At 39.1% G+C, this 15385-nt stretch carries 16 protein-coding genes and 1 pseudogene; 4 read left to right on the forward strand and 13 right to left on the reverse strand.

The window, feature by feature from the left end; all coding sequences use genetic code 11:
• Nucleotides 1-16 precede the first annotated feature (16 nt).
• The gene (locus J7J00_RS02165; RefSeq protein ID WP_214787068.1) at nucleotides 17-901 is read right to left on the reverse strand and encodes a DMT family transporter; all 885 of its coding nucleotides are present in this window, start codon (nucleotides 899-901) and stop codon (nucleotides 17-19) included.
• A gap of 374 nt (nucleotides 902-1275) precedes the next feature.
• Entirely contained in the window at nucleotides 1276-1839 is a 564-nt protein-coding gene (locus J7J00_RS02170; protein ID WP_214787070.1) for a prolyl-tRNA synthetase associated domain-containing protein, read from the reverse strand.
• Between the two features lie 128 nt (nucleotides 1840-1967).
• Here J7J00_RS02170 and J7J00_RS02175 point away from each other — a divergent pair, with 128 nt between their 5' ends.
• Nucleotides 1968-2843: a LysR family transcriptional regulator gene (locus J7J00_RS02175; RefSeq protein WP_214787072.1), complete on the forward strand. Its 876-nt coding sequence runs from the start codon at nucleotides 1968-1970 to the stop codon at nucleotides 2841-2843.
• Between the two features lie 432 nt (nucleotides 2844-3275).
• Here the strand turns inward: J7J00_RS02175 and J7J00_RS02180 are convergent, their stop codons facing one another.
• Both J7J00_RS02180 and J7J00_RS02185 read right to left on the reverse strand, forming a co-directional pair.
• Complete coding sequence (locus J7J00_RS02180) at nucleotides 3276-4808, reverse strand: flotillin lipid rafts scaffold protein FloT (protein ID WP_214787075.1); 1533 nt, start codon at nucleotides 4806-4808, stop codon at nucleotides 3276-3278.
• Nucleotides 4809-4829: 21 nt separating this feature from the next.
• Nucleotides 4830-5348 carry an NfeD family protein gene (locus tag J7J00_RS02185; RefSeq protein ID WP_214787077.1) on the reverse strand — a complete coding sequence of 173 codons (519 nt, stop codon included), beginning with the start codon at nucleotides 5346-5348 and terminating at the stop codon, nucleotides 4830-4832.
• A gap of 324 nt (nucleotides 5349-5672) precedes the next feature.
• Between J7J00_RS02185 and J7J00_RS02190 the strand changes: the two genes are divergently transcribed.
• Nucleotides 5673-6245, forward strand: a complete 573-nt coding sequence (locus J7J00_RS02190; protein WP_286201143.1) for a biotin transporter BioY — start codon at nucleotides 5673-5675, stop codon at nucleotides 6243-6245.
• A gap of 284 nt (nucleotides 6246-6529) precedes the next feature.
• Here the strand turns inward: J7J00_RS02190 and J7J00_RS02195 are convergent, their stop codons facing one another.
• Nucleotides 6530-7015 carry a YusW family protein gene (locus J7J00_RS02195; RefSeq protein ID WP_214787078.1) on the reverse strand — a complete coding sequence of 162 codons (486 nt, stop codon included), beginning with the start codon at nucleotides 7013-7015 and terminating at the stop codon, nucleotides 6530-6532.
• Nucleotides 7016-7112: 97 nt separating this feature from the next.
• Entirely contained in the window at nucleotides 7113-7757 is a 645-nt protein-coding gene (gene trhA / locus J7J00_RS02200; protein WP_214787081.1) for a PAQR family membrane homeostasis protein TrhA, read from the reverse strand.
• Between the two features lie 155 nt (nucleotides 7758-7912).
• On the opposite strand from trhA, the gene J7J00_RS02205 reads away from it, so the two are divergent.
• Nucleotides 7913-8500 carry a DUF2087 domain-containing protein gene (locus tag J7J00_RS02205; RefSeq protein WP_214787083.1) on the forward strand — a complete coding sequence of 196 codons (588 nt, stop codon included), beginning with the start codon at nucleotides 7913-7915 and terminating at the stop codon, nucleotides 8498-8500.
• Between the two features lie 62 nt (nucleotides 8501-8562).
• Here J7J00_RS02205 and J7J00_RS02210 read toward each other — a convergent pair whose 3' ends face one another.
• The 4 genes from J7J00_RS02210 to J7J00_RS02225 form a co-directional block, all read right to left on the reverse strand.
• A complete protein-coding gene (locus J7J00_RS02210; protein ID WP_214787084.1) occupies nucleotides 8563-9162 on the reverse strand; it encodes a cell wall hydrolase in 600 nt (199 codons plus the stop codon).
• A gap of 107 nt (nucleotides 9163-9269) precedes the next feature.
• On the reverse strand, nucleotides 9270-9845 hold the full coding sequence (locus J7J00_RS02215) for a GNAT family N-acetyltransferase (protein ID WP_214787086.1): 576 nt from the start codon (nucleotides 9843-9845) through the stop codon (nucleotides 9270-9272).
• Between the two features lie 38 nt (nucleotides 9846-9883).
• On the reverse strand, nucleotides 9884-10288 hold the full coding sequence (locus tag J7J00_RS02220) for a secondary thiamine-phosphate synthase enzyme YjbQ (protein WP_214787093.1): 405 nt from the start codon (nucleotides 10286-10288) through the stop codon (nucleotides 9884-9886).
• 653 nt (nucleotides 10289-10941) lie between these two features.
• The gene (locus J7J00_RS02225; protein WP_214787095.1) at nucleotides 10942-11178 is read right to left on the reverse strand and encodes a hypothetical protein; all 237 of its coding nucleotides are present in this window, start codon (nucleotides 11176-11178) and stop codon (nucleotides 10942-10944) included.
• A gap of 129 nt (nucleotides 11179-11307) precedes the next feature.
• Here J7J00_RS02225 and J7J00_RS27845 point away from each other — a divergent pair.
• Nucleotides 11308-11512 (forward strand): annotated as a pseudogene (locus J7J00_RS27845) (IS5/IS1182 family transposase); the annotation flags it as partial.
• Nucleotides 11513-11648: 136 nt separating this feature from the next.
• Here J7J00_RS27845 and J7J00_RS02230 read toward each other — a convergent pair.
• Genes J7J00_RS02230 through J7J00_RS02240 form a run of 3 tightly spaced genes read right to left on the reverse strand, consistent with a single transcriptional unit; the run spans nucleotide 11649 to nucleotide 15218 of the window.
• The gene (locus tag J7J00_RS02230) at nucleotides 11649-13541 is read right to left on the reverse strand and encodes a PTS fructose transporter subunit IIABC (RefSeq protein WP_214787097.1); all 1893 of its coding nucleotides are present in this window, start codon (nucleotides 13539-13541) and stop codon (nucleotides 11649-11651) included.
• Nucleotides 13542-13545: 4 nt separating this feature from the next.
• Nucleotides 13546-14466 (reverse strand): 1-phosphofructokinase, encoded by a 921-nt coding sequence (gene pfkB, locus J7J00_RS02235; protein WP_214787099.1) that lies wholly within the window; start codon nucleotides 14464-14466, stop codon nucleotides 13546-13548.
• Nucleotides 14466-15218 (reverse strand): DeoR/GlpR family DNA-binding transcription regulator, encoded by a 753-nt coding sequence (locus J7J00_RS02240; protein WP_214787101.1) that lies wholly within the window; start codon nucleotides 15216-15218, stop codon nucleotides 14466-14468. Before J7J00_RS02240 ends, pfkB begins: the two co-directional genes overlap by 1 nt.
• Nucleotides 15219-15385: the final 167 nt, after the last annotated feature.

Below are 15385 nucleotides of genomic sequence, written 5' to 3' on the forward strand. Positions count from 1 at the left end.
TGAATATTCAGTTATCTCATATTTTCATTAATTGTTTTGAAAAGTTGACTGATCTAATTTCACTAACAAATGTAGAGCCTAATAGTAATACCCCACCCAGCATTTGAACTATTGTCATTTGTTCTTGCAGGATAATTGCAGAAATCAATATAGCTACAAATGGATCTACATAACTTAGCATAGCTATACTCTGTGCTTTTAATTTTTCCATACCAGAGAAAAATAACCAAAATCCAATCCCTGTATTGATGATCCCTAAAATTAAAATAAAAGGAATGGAAGAACTTGATACTTCAAAAATACCAAAGCCTTCAGTAAGGAAAACATATGGCATTAGAAGTAAAGTGGTTGTTCCAAGCTGAATGATGGTCAGCTCTAACTTTCCCATATCTTTAATAAATTTATTTAAAAGCAATAACGCGGCATAACATGCAGCTGCGATTAATCCAAAGGAAATACCAAGTATATCATCTGATCTGGATGCACTCACGCCTTCTCCTACAATCATTAACATACCAATGATCGCTACACCAATGCACACAATTTTTTTAATGGATAATTGTTCCCGAAGTACAAAGGGAGAAAGAATCATCACAAACACAGGTGCAAAGTAATAACCTAGCGTTGCATTGGCAAGTGTTGTATGATCGTAGGATTGATAAAGAAAGATCCAATTCCCTCCCAATGCAATACCTGAAAGAATCAAAAATAAAGCATTAGATTTAACTAAATTCCATGATATTTTCTTCTTATTCATGAAGAATATTAAGAGTAAAAATAAGCATCCTATGAAACTGCTTACTAATGCTCTTTCGCTCGAAGATAGATCAATGTATCGAACAACTAAACCAATTGTACCGAAAATAATCATTGATAATATAAACTGAATTTTAGATTTCATCGTTTACTCCTTCGAATCTGCGAAACAGCTTATATTTCGCAGATTCTTAACCTGTTTTTAATATAAGCGATCACAGGACTTCAATAATATGCAGGGTGACAATACATACACCGATTTGTGCATGTTTTAAATAAAAATATCCAGCTTGCACCCATCGCCACGCCCAAAATCACTAAATACAAATGCGTGATTTGTTTTTCCAAAACTGTACTTTCTGCTTAGACAATGCAAATATTCAAATGAGAAAAATGCTCCCTATCAAAGTCCGCAAAAAAACAATTTTGTTGCTTTTCAATTAAAATGTAACCTGCAACAATTCCGTTGGAGGCAACCAGGAGCATTGCGGCTATATATTTGAAATATGCAATTTCATTTTAATCACATTCTTTTTCTGAATTTTTTATTTCAATGACAGTCGGAATGTGCTTTGCATAGGTTAGGAAGTTATTGACGATCAGCTTTGTTTTGACCTTCATATATCCCGTTGTAGTCCCATCGCTACATCCATATCCCTCTTCCAAAAGCACATCCTTATCGAAAACAACCTGCACAAGATTTTCCTTGTCCATTAAAATGCCAAATACAGTAGCAGTGCCGATTTTTACGCCCAGAATATTTTCCATCAGCTCCGCAGGAGCAAAGGATACGCGTGAAATGCCAAGTGCATTGCTGAAATCTTTTGATTTGAATGGCTTATCAGCGGTAGTTATAAATAAATAAAATTCTGTCTTTTTACTATTACAGAGGAACAGCGTTTTTACCATTTTCACATTCAATTTTTGATTGATCTCGATACAGTCCTCCATTGAAATTGCTTCATCTGTATTCACTCGTTCAAATGAAATCTGTAACTTTGTCAATGATTCGTAGACCATTTCTTGTAGCGGAGACTTATAGCTGTCTGGTGCTTTTTCCAAAATATCACTCACAAAAAACATCCTTAAATACCTTTCCCTTTCCTAACTTGAATTTTTAATAGTAATAACATATCATATTCACATACATTACAAAAACGAATGTTTCTCATGATGTTCATGATTAAACCGGATGGATAGGAGAAAGAGATATGAATATCCAAAAATATATGGCATTTGTTAAAGCAGCAGAATTTGGTAGCTTTACAAAAGCTGCCGAAGCATTGGATTATACACAGTCTGGGATCAGCCGTATGATAAACGATTTAGAAACGGAATGGGGGGTTTTCCTTTTCGAAAGAGGACGTGCCGGTATCAGTTTAACCTCGGATGGCTTAAAGTTACTGCCCCAATTAAAGCGAATCTGTAATGAGCATGAAATCTTAATGACGCAGATCGAAGATTTACACGATATGCAGTCTGGGGTGATTCGTATTGGGACATTTTCCAGCGTAGCAACCCATTGGCTCCCTAACATTATTAGAATTTTTAAGAAGGATTATCCAAAGATAGATTTTGAACTTCTGCTTGGTGATTATACAGAAATTGAAAGCTGGATTCTAAATGGACGTGTTGACTTCGGATTTGTGCGGCTACCGTCAAAAACAGAACTAGAAACTACCTTTTTGGAGCAAGATCGATTGCTGGTAGTGATTCCGCAAAATCATATGCTTGCTAATTGCGAAAAGTTTCCAATCAACGACCTACTGAACAGTCCGTTTATGCTTTTGGAAAAGGGCGCAAAAGCAGAAATCTCTGAAATTTTTGAGAAGCACCATATTTCACCGCAAGTTAATTTTACAACATGGGATGACTACGCAATTATGTCTATGGTGGAAAACGGTCTAGGAATCAGTATATTACCAGAATTGATTTTACAGCGTATTCCTCACAAAATTATAGCGAAAGAGCTTGAAGTTCCGGCTTTTAGAACTATTGGTATTGCAACGAGAGAGCAAAAATCACTTTCCCTTGCGTCCAAGAGATTTTTAGAATATTTACCATATAGGAACAGTGAAAAAGTGTGATTGGTAATCATTTAATCACATTGTTAAAACACCACATCAATTTAATCCTGAATTCTGTTTCCAATTACTTAAACACACATGACAGTCTGTTTGAAATTTCTCAAATCAGTGGTTCGCGCCTATACTCTGGTCCGAACTTTTTATGATACTGAAGAAAACATTCAGACAGGCAACAATGCGTGTTTTTAAAAATAGATCTCACTAGAACCTTAGCAAACAAATGTATAAATAACTATTCCCGGATAAAGCCAGCTGGCATAATGGAGTTTGTCTCTCCGACAACCAGGAAAAAATTCTATAGTCATTGTATGACGTACATATTTGTTAATTATAAAAGGTCAGATGAACTGATCATGCCTTTTATAAGCGAAAACTATTCAAAAAAAGGTAAGAGCATACAAGTAGCTCTTACCTCCCTTAAATTTTCCCCTGTTACTCTTCCTTGCCTGCTGCCATATTCATGTTCGCTTCGATATTCTCCTGACTGATGGTGGAAAATGGTAAATTTCGCTTTCCTGAGAAATTCTCAAGCAAGTCTTTGACATCAATGCCCGAAGATGCCTTTAATGACTCCTGCAATGTGGCCATTAAATCCGTTGCATACCCGGTCACTTTATTAGCCCCGCCATTCGAACCGCTTCCACCTGTATCCACTACAGTAATTTTGTCGATATTACTAAGCGGACTTGCCACTTGTTTGGCATACTCAGGAAGCATTTTCAAGATCATATCCATGACGGCTGCCTGACCGAACTGTTCAAATGCTTCGGCAATCTTCTGCTTCGCCTCCGCCTCTGCCGTCCCTTTTAAGCGGATGATTTCCGCTTCAGACGTACCTTGTGCCCTTTGTGCGTCCGCTTTTGCAAGACCGTCCATGCGAACGCGTTCCGCTTCGGCTTTTGCCATGGCTTCGATTTTATACTTATCGGCATCCGCTTCTGTAATCTGTTTCATCTTGTTAGCAGAGGCTGCCTGCTCTACTGCATAACGGTCGGCATCAGCCTTTTTCTTCACTTCTGAATCATATTGCTTTTCACGGCGGAGGATTTCTTTTTCTTCCAGCTCAATTTGCTTCTGCCGTTCAATGATCCTGATTTGCATTTCCTGTTCTGTTACATCCTGCTTAGATCTGGCCGTTTCAAGATCGTAAGCTTGGTCAGCTCGTGCTTTGGCAATATCCTGCTCGCGACGGAATTCCGCAACCTTTAGCTTATTGATTTTTTCGGCTTCAGCAATCTCTGTTGCCCTTTCAAGTTCAGCTTGCTGTGCTTCCTTCGATGCTTCGGCGCGCTTGATTCGCGTTTCTTTCTCTGCTTCTGCGGTAGCTATATCGGCATCCCTCTTTACTTGTGCGATTCTTGGCTTACCAAGGGATTCAAGATATCCATTTTTGTCACGAACATCTTTTATTGTGAATGATACGATGATGAGTCCCATTTTAGCTAAATCCTGCGAGGCTACCCTCTGTACTTCCTGGGAAAACTTTTCGCGGTTTTTATAAATTTCTTCGACTGTCATCGACCCAAGGATGGAACGAAGATGTCCCTCCAAGACTTCCCGCGCTTCTTGTTCACGGTCATCTTTGGATTTACCAAGGAATTGCTCCGCCGCTGTGGCAATATCGGTGATTGAACCGCCAATCTTGATTATCGATACACCATCAGCCATGACTGGAACTCCCTGTTCTGTATATACTTCAGGCGTTGAGACCTCAAGTTTGCTTGACAACAAGCTCAATGGTTCTGCTTGCTGGAACACCGGCAAAACGAAAGCACCTCCACCACGAACAATCTTGATTTTATTTCCTGATTCGTCGATGTGAACATTTTTGCTTCCTAAGTAGCTTCCAGTCACGATCAATGCCTCATCAGGACCAGCCGTGCGGTATTTCGTAATAAAGACAGCAATAAGTGCGATAAGTAAAAATGCAACAATGGCGACGACAACCCAAATCAAATTAAACATAAACTACCTCCTACCCTTTTTTTAATCCTGATGGGGCATAACATAGACAACCCCGTTTTTAACTTCGATGATCAAGACCTTTGAATCCGAAACAATTCCTTCATTTTTATAACTGGCCGCAGTTTTCGCGATGCTTCCACTGATGCTTTCAATAAGGACTTCCCCAAACCCGTCAACCGGGATTGATGTCAGAACCCTGCCGACCCTCCCTCTCAGATCGTTATCATGAAATGTCAAACTTTCTTCCGCTGATGAGATGGGAATCAAAACAAATACATTCAGTAAAGTGACGATGGTAAATGAAATGATCAGGGAAATGCCGGCACTCAATCCAGCATGAAGTCCTGAAAGAGATTCAAGTAAAAACCCACTCGCAAAAAACACGGTCAAAAAGCTAAAAATGAGTGTAGGATTAAATATATCCGGTAATTCAAGGCCAGAAAATATATCATTAAACAAGATAAATAAGAATGTTAGCCCCCCGAATATAATTAATCCATATAAATAGACTGTTTCTAATGGAACCCCAAATAACTCCATCTCTTTCATCCTTTAAATTCGATTTTTTCCAAGCCGCATACTATTTTAAGGACCTGGGATAAGCGTTTTACCAACATTGATAGTCTATTGTTATAATCCCCTCCATTTTCTTCGCTTACCATTCATACGAATGATGCATTAAAAAAGTTTCATTTATTTTCCAAGTTTTGAATTTTACCCTTGTGTTCCCTTACAAACATTGTAGTCTAATAAATCATTAATGAATTAAAATCCATAATATCATTGACAGTGTTTAGTTAACATATTAAAATTCATTATATGTTAACTCGCCGTATAAATAGGTTTACATTAGGAGGAAGCACAATGAAGGAGCGTCATGAGAAGTTAAGAATGATGATGGTTACAGCTTTATTTGCAGCACTTATAGGAATACTTGCCCAAATTACAATTCCACTGCCCTTAGTACCGATTACAGGACAGACTCTAGCCGTCGGACTGGCAGCAACGATACTTGGTTCACGTTATGGAACTTCTTCCGTTTTATTATACTTGTTCATAGGGGCAGCGGGAGTGCCGGTATTCGCTGAAATGTCTGGAGGATTAGCTAAGATATTCGGTCCGACAGGCGGTTATTTATTATCCTATATCCCGACAGTATATATAACGGGGCTGATATTGGAAAAAACCCGTTTCTCAGTTGCAATGGCTTTCCTTGCCAATACAATCGGGATGATAATTACTTTAGTCATCGGTACGGTTTGGTTAAAATATATGAGTTCATTATCTTGGCCAGTGGCATTTGCCAGCGGTTTTGCTCCATTTATAATCGTAGGCGTTTTAAAGTCATTCCTTGCATCATGGCTTGGCATTACAATCCGTTCAAGGTTAGCCTCGGCTAATATGCTGCCAAAAAAAAATGCACCACTTTCCCAATGATGGGTAAATGAAAGAGAGGGTACTGCTTGTGGTACCCTCTCTTTCATTTATATTCAAATTCCCGAACACTTGCACAAAAAAAAGACTCTTAAAAAAGAATCTTTTTTACAAGTAATTATTGCGGTCCTATCCCCATAAGTCCGAATATAAATAGCAAATGTATATTTTCCCCTTTGCTAACCGTAATCATTTTACTATAGTAACAGTAATTTGACAACTATTGAGGATACACATGAACTTACTGCCATTTTATTACTTAAGGATGAATAAAGTAACAGATTTAATTATTTATTATTCACTTTATATTCTTTTTTCGTACCATCTTCGAAAACGACCTCTAAATCAAATTCTTGATAGTCATCCTTCAAATTAAAAGCTTTTGTCACTTCTTGAATGACCTCCTCCTCTGATGAATCTTTGGTGAATGTCAATTTTTCTAGAATCGGGGTCAATTCTTTCATTGCTTCATCACCGTGAACTTCATGTTTGTTAAGTTTGTCCTCGATCGAAGCTTCTGTTTGAGCTCCCATGGTATCATATTCAGCTTCGTATTCGTTATCATTGCCTGTATAATCCGCTTCCAATTGAAAATCCTTATAAGTGAAAGGCAGTTTTTCATTATTATCCGTTCCTGTTTCAGGATTATTTTCAGCTTGATTTTCATTTTCCTGAACCGGTGGGTTTTTCACTTCATCGTTTTCTTCGCCGCATCCAGCCAAAACAAGTATAGCGGCAAACGGCACTGATAATATTTTGATTGATCTTCTCATGAGTTTTTCCTCCTATAGTCTGTATACCTTATCTATTGCCTAATAGAGATCAAATAAAACTCAAGATTTCCTCATATACATCAAATCGACCAAGTGATCATAGTGGAAGGATATAAAACAATATCGCAAAAAAATGTGTGACAGATCCCCCAAGCACGAATACATGCCAAACCGCGTGATGAAACGGAAAACCGCGCCAAACATAAAATATGGCTCCAAACGTATAAAGCAATCCCCCTGCAATCAGTAACTGGATACCAGCTGTTGGCATCGTTGCTGTAAGTGGTCCCCAAACGATAACGATCATCCACCCCATTGCAATATAGAGAATCGTCGAAAGGAAGAGGAATTTTTTCACATAGAAAGCTTTGAAGACGACCCCAACTATGGCAACTCCCCAAATTATATCCAGCAGGGTCCAGCCTAGTGACCCTTGGATCACAAGAAGCATGATGGGCGTGTATGTTCCTGCAATGAATATATATATAGCTGAATGATCAAAGATTTCAAATATATCCTTTGTTTTGCCCTCTGGAAAACTATGCACTAAAGTGGAAGAGACGTATAAAAGTAGCATGGAAACACCATAAATGACAGAAATGACTATATGCCAAGGCGATCCCGTTTGGGCTGAGAATATGATTAAAAACACAAGTGCTGCAATACTTAACAAAACGCCGACACCGTGGGTTATCGCATTGACCACTTCTTCTTTTTTTGTATAAACATGTGTATTGGCCATGTTACAGCTCCTTAATTCCGGATTAATTTAGTATTCAACTAAAGTATACATTAGATCTTCCAAGCAATATAGAAAAGTGAATATTAACTTGATTATCACCCTTTAATTAGATTATTATCTAATTAGATGACAATCTAATTAAAGGAGGGATTAAAGTGCAATTAGAAAAATTGGTCGCTTTCCATAAAACGATTGGTGATGTAACTAGGATTAGAATTATTTCCATCCTGGCAAATGGTCCAAAACACGGACAGGCACTTGCTGGAATATTAAAATTGACGGCCCCGACCATCTCACACCATTTAACTAAATTGAAGGACATTAATTTAGTGAAGGATCGTAGAGAAAAAAATACGGTATATTATTTTTTGAATGAAGATGTCCTGAAGCATTATTCATCAGCATTACCTAAAATGGTTTCAACTAAGGGGGATTCCAATAATATGGATAATCAAAAGCTGAATTTAGAACACAAAAAGATCCTTGAAAACTTTTTGATGCCAGATGGTCGACTAAAAACCATACCTGCACAGAGAAAAAAGAAAATGATCGTTCTTCATCATATAGCCAACCTTTTGGAAAAGGGACGGAAATATCCAGAGAAAGAATTGAATGAATTCATCCAGTCTTTCCATGATGATTATGCAACAATAAGACGTGAACTCATTATCGGGAGTATCATGTACCGTGAAAACAGCATTTATGAATTGAATCCCCGCGAGATGTGGGCTGATATCGTTTAACGGAAGGTTTCAAAAATAAAAAACCGGCCTCCCATTTGGAAAGCCGGTTCTTGTGATATAGTTCATATGGCAAAATGGTGGCCACCGATAATTTTTATTACCTCTAATTGTTTCATCCATTCACTGTCCGAAATACTAGGATTCCAAAAATACAAGGCATCATTTGTATAGCCATGAATCGCCAATGCTTCATTGACAGCTTTCTTGGCATCATCTCCTGCTGGTTTATTTATACTGCCATCTCCAACAGGCGAGAATTGGTTTTTTTGATAAATCACTTCCCGTACCGTATCAGGAAATTCATCGCTATCAAGGCGATTCAAAACAACTCCTGCCACCTCAACCTTACCTCTGTATGGCTCCCCTTTAGCTTCTGCATGCACAAGTCTTGCTAATAATTCTTTATCTTTTTCATTCATTACATGTGGAATAATCAATGTTTTACCGGGCTCGGCAACATTATTTACATTATTATTGACTTCTTTCAACTTTCCGATTGGAACACCGTACTGCTTCGCAATATCCCATATCGATTCACCTTGTTTAATGACATGTTTGGCTGCTCCATCCGAAGCTTTACTGGTCGTTCCCTTAGGAAAAGCTATTCCAAGTATGATGACACTTAGAGTCATTATCACGGTTAATAATACTGATAATTTCATCCTGTAACCTCCTCGTTAAGCATCTTCCAAGGATAACAGACCATATGGGAGAAAACAGTGCTAAATTTTTTCCAAGGAAATGTAGGAAAAATATTCTCGGGGGTCTATTAACTTCGAAATTTTAATGATTCCCATTCTTCCCGTAGCATTCCCATTCTGATTGAATCATAATAATAACCATCATGATAACGGCATTTTCTCATCCTTCCCTCTACTTGCATGCCTAGCTTTTCTCCAACTGCGATCATGCGTTCATTACCTGACCATGTCGTCAGACCCACCCGCTCAATCTCCATTTTTTCGAATAAATAGCCTATGAATAACCTTAACGCTTCTGTTCCATAACCGCCATTCCAATACTCGGGCTCAAAAATCGTAATTCCGATTTCAAGCCAACGCGAAGGTTCATGTTCCCAGTAATATACAACAGATCCTATTATTTGATCGTTTTTTTCCATTAATAGCTCAGAGTAAGCCCCCATTTTTTCATCATAGGTTCTATGCTTCGCTTCTTTATCGATATACGTTTGGAAATCAATGAGTTCAAGTGGATGAAAAGGTGCATCCCACTTTTTCCATTCTGGATCCACTTCTCCATATTTCAGGCTCCATAAATGTTTTAAATCGGCTTGTTTAACATTCCTCAATATTACTTTACTTCCTTCAATCCAAACATCGTCCAATCCGCTTCCTCCCACTCAACCTTGCCGTACTTTTCATTTTACCTGTCGACACATAATTTAATAAAATATTGCCTATCTCTGGGACCATCGAATTCACAAAAATATACACCTTGCCAAGTGCCAAGGATCAAGCTCCCTTTATGGATGATCACCTGCTGTGAAGAACCAACCGTACTTGATTTCAAATGGGCTGCCGTGTTTCCTTCCATATGTAAATCCAATGTATGATCCCATGGGTATTGCTCATCCAATCTTCTTAACATATCCTTTTTGACATCGGGATCAGCATTTTCATTAATCGTGATCCCCGCTGTCGTATGTGGACAATATATAAGAGCTATCCCCTCTTGAATCCCATTTTCCTTGATGAATGCCTGTACTTCTGTCGTAACATCAATCATATCATCCCTTTTCGTCGTTTTTAAGGTATTTTTCTTCAGCATGTACGTTCACTCCTTTTGTTCGTTTTTATATTCCTTTACCCATAAACATAAAAGTTCATGCTTTAATAAACCAGTCGATAGTAAGATTAGCAAACCTTATTATAATTATTTTGTTTTAATATTGGAACTATAAGGAATGAGGGGGGTATTTTAAGTCAACATTTCCAATTAGCCACTCCTGCATATAAAGTGGACCGATTGAGGAAGTATTTCACGAAAATTCTATTTAAAAGAGAAACCTGCAGCCTAAAAATGTTAAGGGGGAGTATGGTTTGAATCCGGATCGATCAATTGAGGACTGCGCGAAAAGTCACATCCATCTCTTGAAGTTGAAAATCAGATGGGCTATTGGCTTCTAGCCACATTTAATAATTAATCGTATATCTTTAAAGTGACGCAAGGTTTCCTGAAGCGAACCGCATTTTTGTATCAACCTTTCGGCAACCGGATTGAAGTTTGGATTGGATATAAGAAAAGCGGACCCACTGTAATGGTAAGCGCTTTCAAACTGAAGACAAACTTGATGAAAATCGAGTTTGTCTTCAGTTTTTTTGTATTATGCTATGTTAATTTTCATTGTTGAATTACGATTGAAATAACAGCTAATCGAATAAAATGAATTTTTTCCTCTTGTGCAAGTTGCCGATATATCATTAGTTCTCACCCAACTCTAACTCCTTTATGGTCTTGCCATCCGTGGTTAATCGGAAGAGACCGAACATTACTGGATTGGCTTGCACCAATCCTTCACGCACTAAATCTTTAAGAGTCTGATTTACACAGGATAGATTTCCCCATTCTTTCGGGAGACGGCCAGCAATTTGAATCGGTGTCTGCCAATCAATGGTTAATGATAGCAACAAGTTTCGTTGTTTTGGGGTCAAGTCCATACTTACTTCCTCCCTGTTTTTAGGTCACCATTACTATATTGTACGTTCTTAATGACTGATAAGTTTCGTTAATCGGTAATAAACAGCTATCTACAAAGATTTTACTTATAGATAAATTGAAACACGGGCCATCAAGGACAGATTCAAGAAGAAATAAATCAATATCGTAAAAACAGTGTAAAGAAGCCCTTTCCACCAGATAAGTTTATCAAGGAAGAAAAAAAGGGGATTAAAGAAAGTTCAACTGATCCTGAGAGTAGCTACTATGTGCAAGAGAACAAAACAGTTTGCCTATTCGTTTCATGCGGAAGCAGAAAATACGCATGATAGTCACTTTAGATCCTCTATTTACAACTGCTTCCTTCCAATAAAATTCAAAAAGGTTTCGGAATGATGCCATTCCGAAACCTTCTTGTCTACAAACTGAATGCGGATCCAATATACTTGGACCCGCTTTCCTTTCAGTTTTTTTATATCCGTTTCTTTTTCCAGAACCCCAATATTAAAGCGGTGATGAGGGATCCTATTAAAATGGCCAACAAATAGAAAAATGGGTGATTGACAAGTGGGATGACAAATATTCCACCATGTGGTGCAGGGAGAGTCACGTTAAAAGCCATTGACAGTGCTCCCGCTGTCGCTGCACCGACAACACTGCTGACGATAACACGCAATGGATCCGCTGCCGCAAAAGGAATCGCTCCTTCTGTAATGAACGAAGCACCCATGAAATAATTAGTGAATCCTGATTTTCTTTCCATTTCAGTGAATTTGCTTTTAAAGAATGTAGTGGCCAAGGCAATCCCTAGAGGAGGAACCATTCCACCAGCCATTACAGCAGCATGCGGTCCGAAACTCTGAGCTTCAATGGCCGCTAGCCCAAATGTGAAGGCAGCCTTGTTTAGGGGGCCACCCATATCTACAGCCATCATCCCCCCAAGAATCAAGCCAAGGAATATTGCGTTCGTACCAGATAAACCTTGCAGCCAATTGGTCAAGCCCATGTTTATTGCGGTTACTGGTTCATTTATGAGAAATAACATGATAAACCCTGTAATTAACATACCGAATACAGGATAGAGTAAAACCGGTTTAATGCCATCGAGTGTTTGCGGTAATCTGGAAAACAATTTTCTTAAAAGTAAGACGACATAACCTGCAAGGAAACCGGCAATCAGTCCGCCAAGAAAACCGGCATTAGCCTGTGCTGCCAATAATCCCCCTACCATACCAGGAGCAAAACCCGGACGGTCGGCAATACTTGAAGCAATGAATCCAGCCAGGACAGGGACAAGTAAGAAGAAGGCACCATTTCCCCCGCCAATATCACTTAATGCTTTGGCAATGGGATTATAATCCGGATTTGCCGGATCGGCTGCCTCGATTCCAAAAAAGAAAGAAAGCGCAATCAAGATTCCGCCCCCGACGACAAATGGAAGCATATTACTTACGCCATTCATTAAGTGCTTGTAAATCCCCAATCCTCCTTTTGCTGAATCACCTTCATCACTTTTATCGTTTCCTGTTCCTTTGTAAACAGGGGCATCCTGATTCAATGCTCTGGTTAACAGCTCCTCAGTCTTCCGGATTCCATGGGCTACTGGGACAACAATGACATGTTTTCCATTAAATCGATCCATTTCCACCTGCTTATCAGCTGCAACGATAATCGCATCCGCCTCATCAATTTCTGCGGCGGTTAAACCATTTTTGATTCCTGTGGAACCATTTGTTTCGACTTTGAAATCGATTCCCATTTCCTTAGCTTTAGCCTTTAACGCATCGGCAGCCATATAAGTATGGGCAATTCCTGTTGGACAAGCTGTAACGGCTAGAATTTTACCTCGTTTATTGTTACCACTTGCAGCATTACTTGATTGCTGCTCTTCTATTTCTTCTTCATCGGCTTCCATTTCTTTTTGATTGATTATCTCCAACACTTCCTCACCAGAAGTAGCAGAAATCAATCGGGCCCTGAATTTATCATCCATCAGTAATGAAGAAAGCCGGGAAAGTGTTTCCAAGTGATCTGCATTCGCTCCTTCACTTGCTGCAATCATAAAGAACAAATGAGCCGGCTGCCCATCAAGCGATTCATAATCCACACCACTGACGGATTTGCCGAAACAGATGGCAGGCACCCTTACAGCACTTGTTTTTGCGTGTGGTATGGCTATCCCTTCACCAATCCCTGTTGTGCTTTGGTCTTCACGTTTTAAGATGGCAGCTTTGAAACCCTCCACATCGTTTAACCTGTCTGCCTCGGCTAGCTTTCCTGATAGTTCATCAATGACTGCTTGCTTTGTAACGCTTTGCAGATTGATGATGATTGTATCCAATTTTAACAAGTCTGTAATTTTCATAGAGTCAGCCTCCTGTTAGATGATTGATGGCAATTTGCGGTAATAACTCTTCAATTTTATCCAGTGTACCGAGATCGGATGAAAAGGCTGTAGCACTTCCTGCTGCAAGACTGAAGCGGAATGCAGATAGAATATCCACTGTACTTTCATATGTCCCGATGAAACCTGCGACCATTGAATCACCGGCACCCACTGAATTGATGACGTTCCCTTTTGGAACATTTGCGGAATATGACTCTCCACCGGAGCAAAGCACGGCCCCCTGTCCCGCCATTGATACAATAACGTTTTGTGCTCCTGCTTCAACCAATTTAGCGCCATATTCCCTAGCATCTTCAACCGTTCTTATTTCGGTTGAAAAAAGCTCACCCAGTTCATGATGATTGGGCTTTATTAAAAATGGCCGGTGTGGAAGGACATTCAGTAATTCCTTGCCACTCGTATCCACCACCACTTTAATGCCGTTATGGGAACAAGACCTTGCCATGGCTTCGTATACATCCGAAGGAACGCTTGGAGGGATGCTTCCTGACAAAATGAGAATATCATTATTATTCAACTGTTCGATCTGACTAAATAATTGTTGATAATTCCCCTTTGAAATGATTGGCCCTTGGCTATTTATTTCTGTCTCCAGCCCTGTTTTCAATTTAACGTTTATTCTTGTATCTCCAGCTATCTCTGTAAAGTCCGTGAAAATCTCTTCTTGTCTTAAAAACCTTTTTACAAATTCACCAGTTTGTCCACCGATGAATCCTAACGCTGTCGTACTATTTCCCAGCCTTTTTAGCACTCGGGAAACATTGATCCCTTTCCCTCCTGGGAATTTTGCATCATAACTGGTTCGATTCACCTTGCCCATTTGAAAACTCTCCACCTCGACCAGGTAATCGATGGATGGGTTTAGTGTCACTGTATAAATCATTAAATGGTCACGACCTTTATCTTTGGATTTTTATGGAGTTGATCAATTGCCTCTTCATCATTGCTGTCAGTAAGGATTATGGCATCGCTTACATCTGCCACCTTAGCGAAAGTAGCTTCATTCAGTTTTGAACTGTCAGCAAGCACGTATGTCTCGTTAGAGAGGCGTAATGCCATCTTCTTCAGTAGTGCTTCCTCCGGGTCGGGTGTTGTGAAACCCAGATCTTGATGGATGCCGTTCATTCCCAAGAAACATTTATCAAAACGGTATTCATTCAGAAACTGTACAGCATTACTTCCAATAACAGCATTTGTCGAAAATTTTATCGTTCCGCCCACTAACACTGTTTTGATTTCCAATTCGATGAGTTTTGGAATATGCATAAGACCATTTGTGAGCACCGTTATATTTTTATCCTTTAAATAAGGAATCATTTCCGCAGTTGTCGTGCCTGCATCAAGATATATACAATCATTTTTCTCTATGAATGAAACCGCCAGCTTTGCTATAAGTTGTTTTTCAGCTCTTGCTTTGTATTGCTTTTCCATAGTTGTTGGTTCAAGGCCTTTTCTTTGAAGTAAAGAGGCCCCACCATGCACGCGTTTCAAGAGCTTCATTTCTTCGAGTTGCACTAAATCTCTCCGAATGGTCGACTCCGAGGCTTGTAACTGATCTACAAGCTCTTGCAGCTTTACCGTTCCTTGTTCTTTAAGGATCGATAAGATGAACTGGTGCCTTTCAGTTGTCAACAATTCGCCCACCTCACTTTAATATCATCATCATATATGAAAACGAAGCAATAATCAATCATAAACGTTTAAAAATACTCAAATTCATTCAAAAATACCTTCAAAAACATTCATTTAGATAGATATGCCCTTTCTTGAATCCCATTATCTTTTTTTCTATGAAAATATCC

This window comes from Bacillus sp. ISL-4 (assembly GCF_018613275.1).
Lineage (GTDB): Bacteria > Bacillota > Bacilli > Bacillales > DSM-1321 > Peribacillus > Peribacillus simplex_E.

What these genes read in the sequence shown, in the direction of transcription:
- J7J00_RS02210 (WP_214787084.1), bottom strand. Translation starts at nt 9,162, where the DNA reads ATGAAATTATCAGTATTATTAACCGTGATAATGACTCTAAGTGTCATC.
- J7J00_RS02225 (WP_214787095.1), bottom strand. Translation starts at nt 11,178, where the DNA reads ATGGACTTGACCCCAAAACAACGAAACTTGTTGCTATCATTAACCATT.
- J7J00_RS02180 (WP_214787075.1), bottom strand. Translation starts at nt 4,808, where the DNA reads ATGTTTAATTTGATTTGGGTTGTCGTCGCCATTGTTGCATTTTTACTT.
- J7J00_RS02230 (WP_214787097.1), bottom strand. Translation starts at nt 13,541, where the DNA reads ATGAAAATTACAGACTTGTTAAAATTGGATACAATCATCATCAATCTG.
- J7J00_RS02190 (WP_286201143.1), top strand. Translation starts at nt 5,673, where the DNA reads ATGAAGGAGCGTCATGAGAAGTTAAGAATGATGATGGTTACAGCTTTA.
- J7J00_RS02185 (WP_214787077.1), bottom strand. Translation starts at nt 5,348, where the DNA reads ATGGAGTTATTTGGGGTTCCATTAGAAACAGTCTATTTATATGGATTA.
- trhA (WP_214787081.1), bottom strand. Translation starts at nt 7,757, where the DNA reads ATGGCCAATACACATGTTTATACAAAAAAAGAAGAAGTGGTCAATGCG.
- J7J00_RS02175 (WP_214787072.1), top strand. Translation starts at nt 1,968, where the DNA reads ATGAATATCCAAAAATATATGGCATTTGTTAAAGCAGCAGAATTTGGT.
- J7J00_RS02170 (WP_214787070.1), bottom strand. Translation starts at nt 1,839, where the DNA reads ATGTTTTTTGTGAGTGATATTTTGGAAAAAGCACCAGACAGCTATAAG.
- J7J00_RS02220 (WP_214787093.1), bottom strand. Translation starts at nt 10,288, where the DNA reads ATGCTGAAGAAAAATACCTTAAAAACGACGAAAAGGGATGATATGATT.
- pfkB (WP_214787099.1), bottom strand. Translation starts at nt 14,466, where the DNA reads ATGATTTATACAGTGACACTAAACCCATCCATCGATTACCTGGTCGAG.
- J7J00_RS02165 (WP_214787068.1), bottom strand. Translation starts at nt 901, where the DNA reads ATGAAATCTAAAATTCAGTTTATATTATCAATGATTATTTTCGGTACA.
- J7J00_RS02195 (WP_214787078.1), bottom strand. Translation starts at nt 7,015, where the DNA reads ATGAGAAGATCAATCAAAATATTATCAGTGCCGTTTGCCGCTATACTT.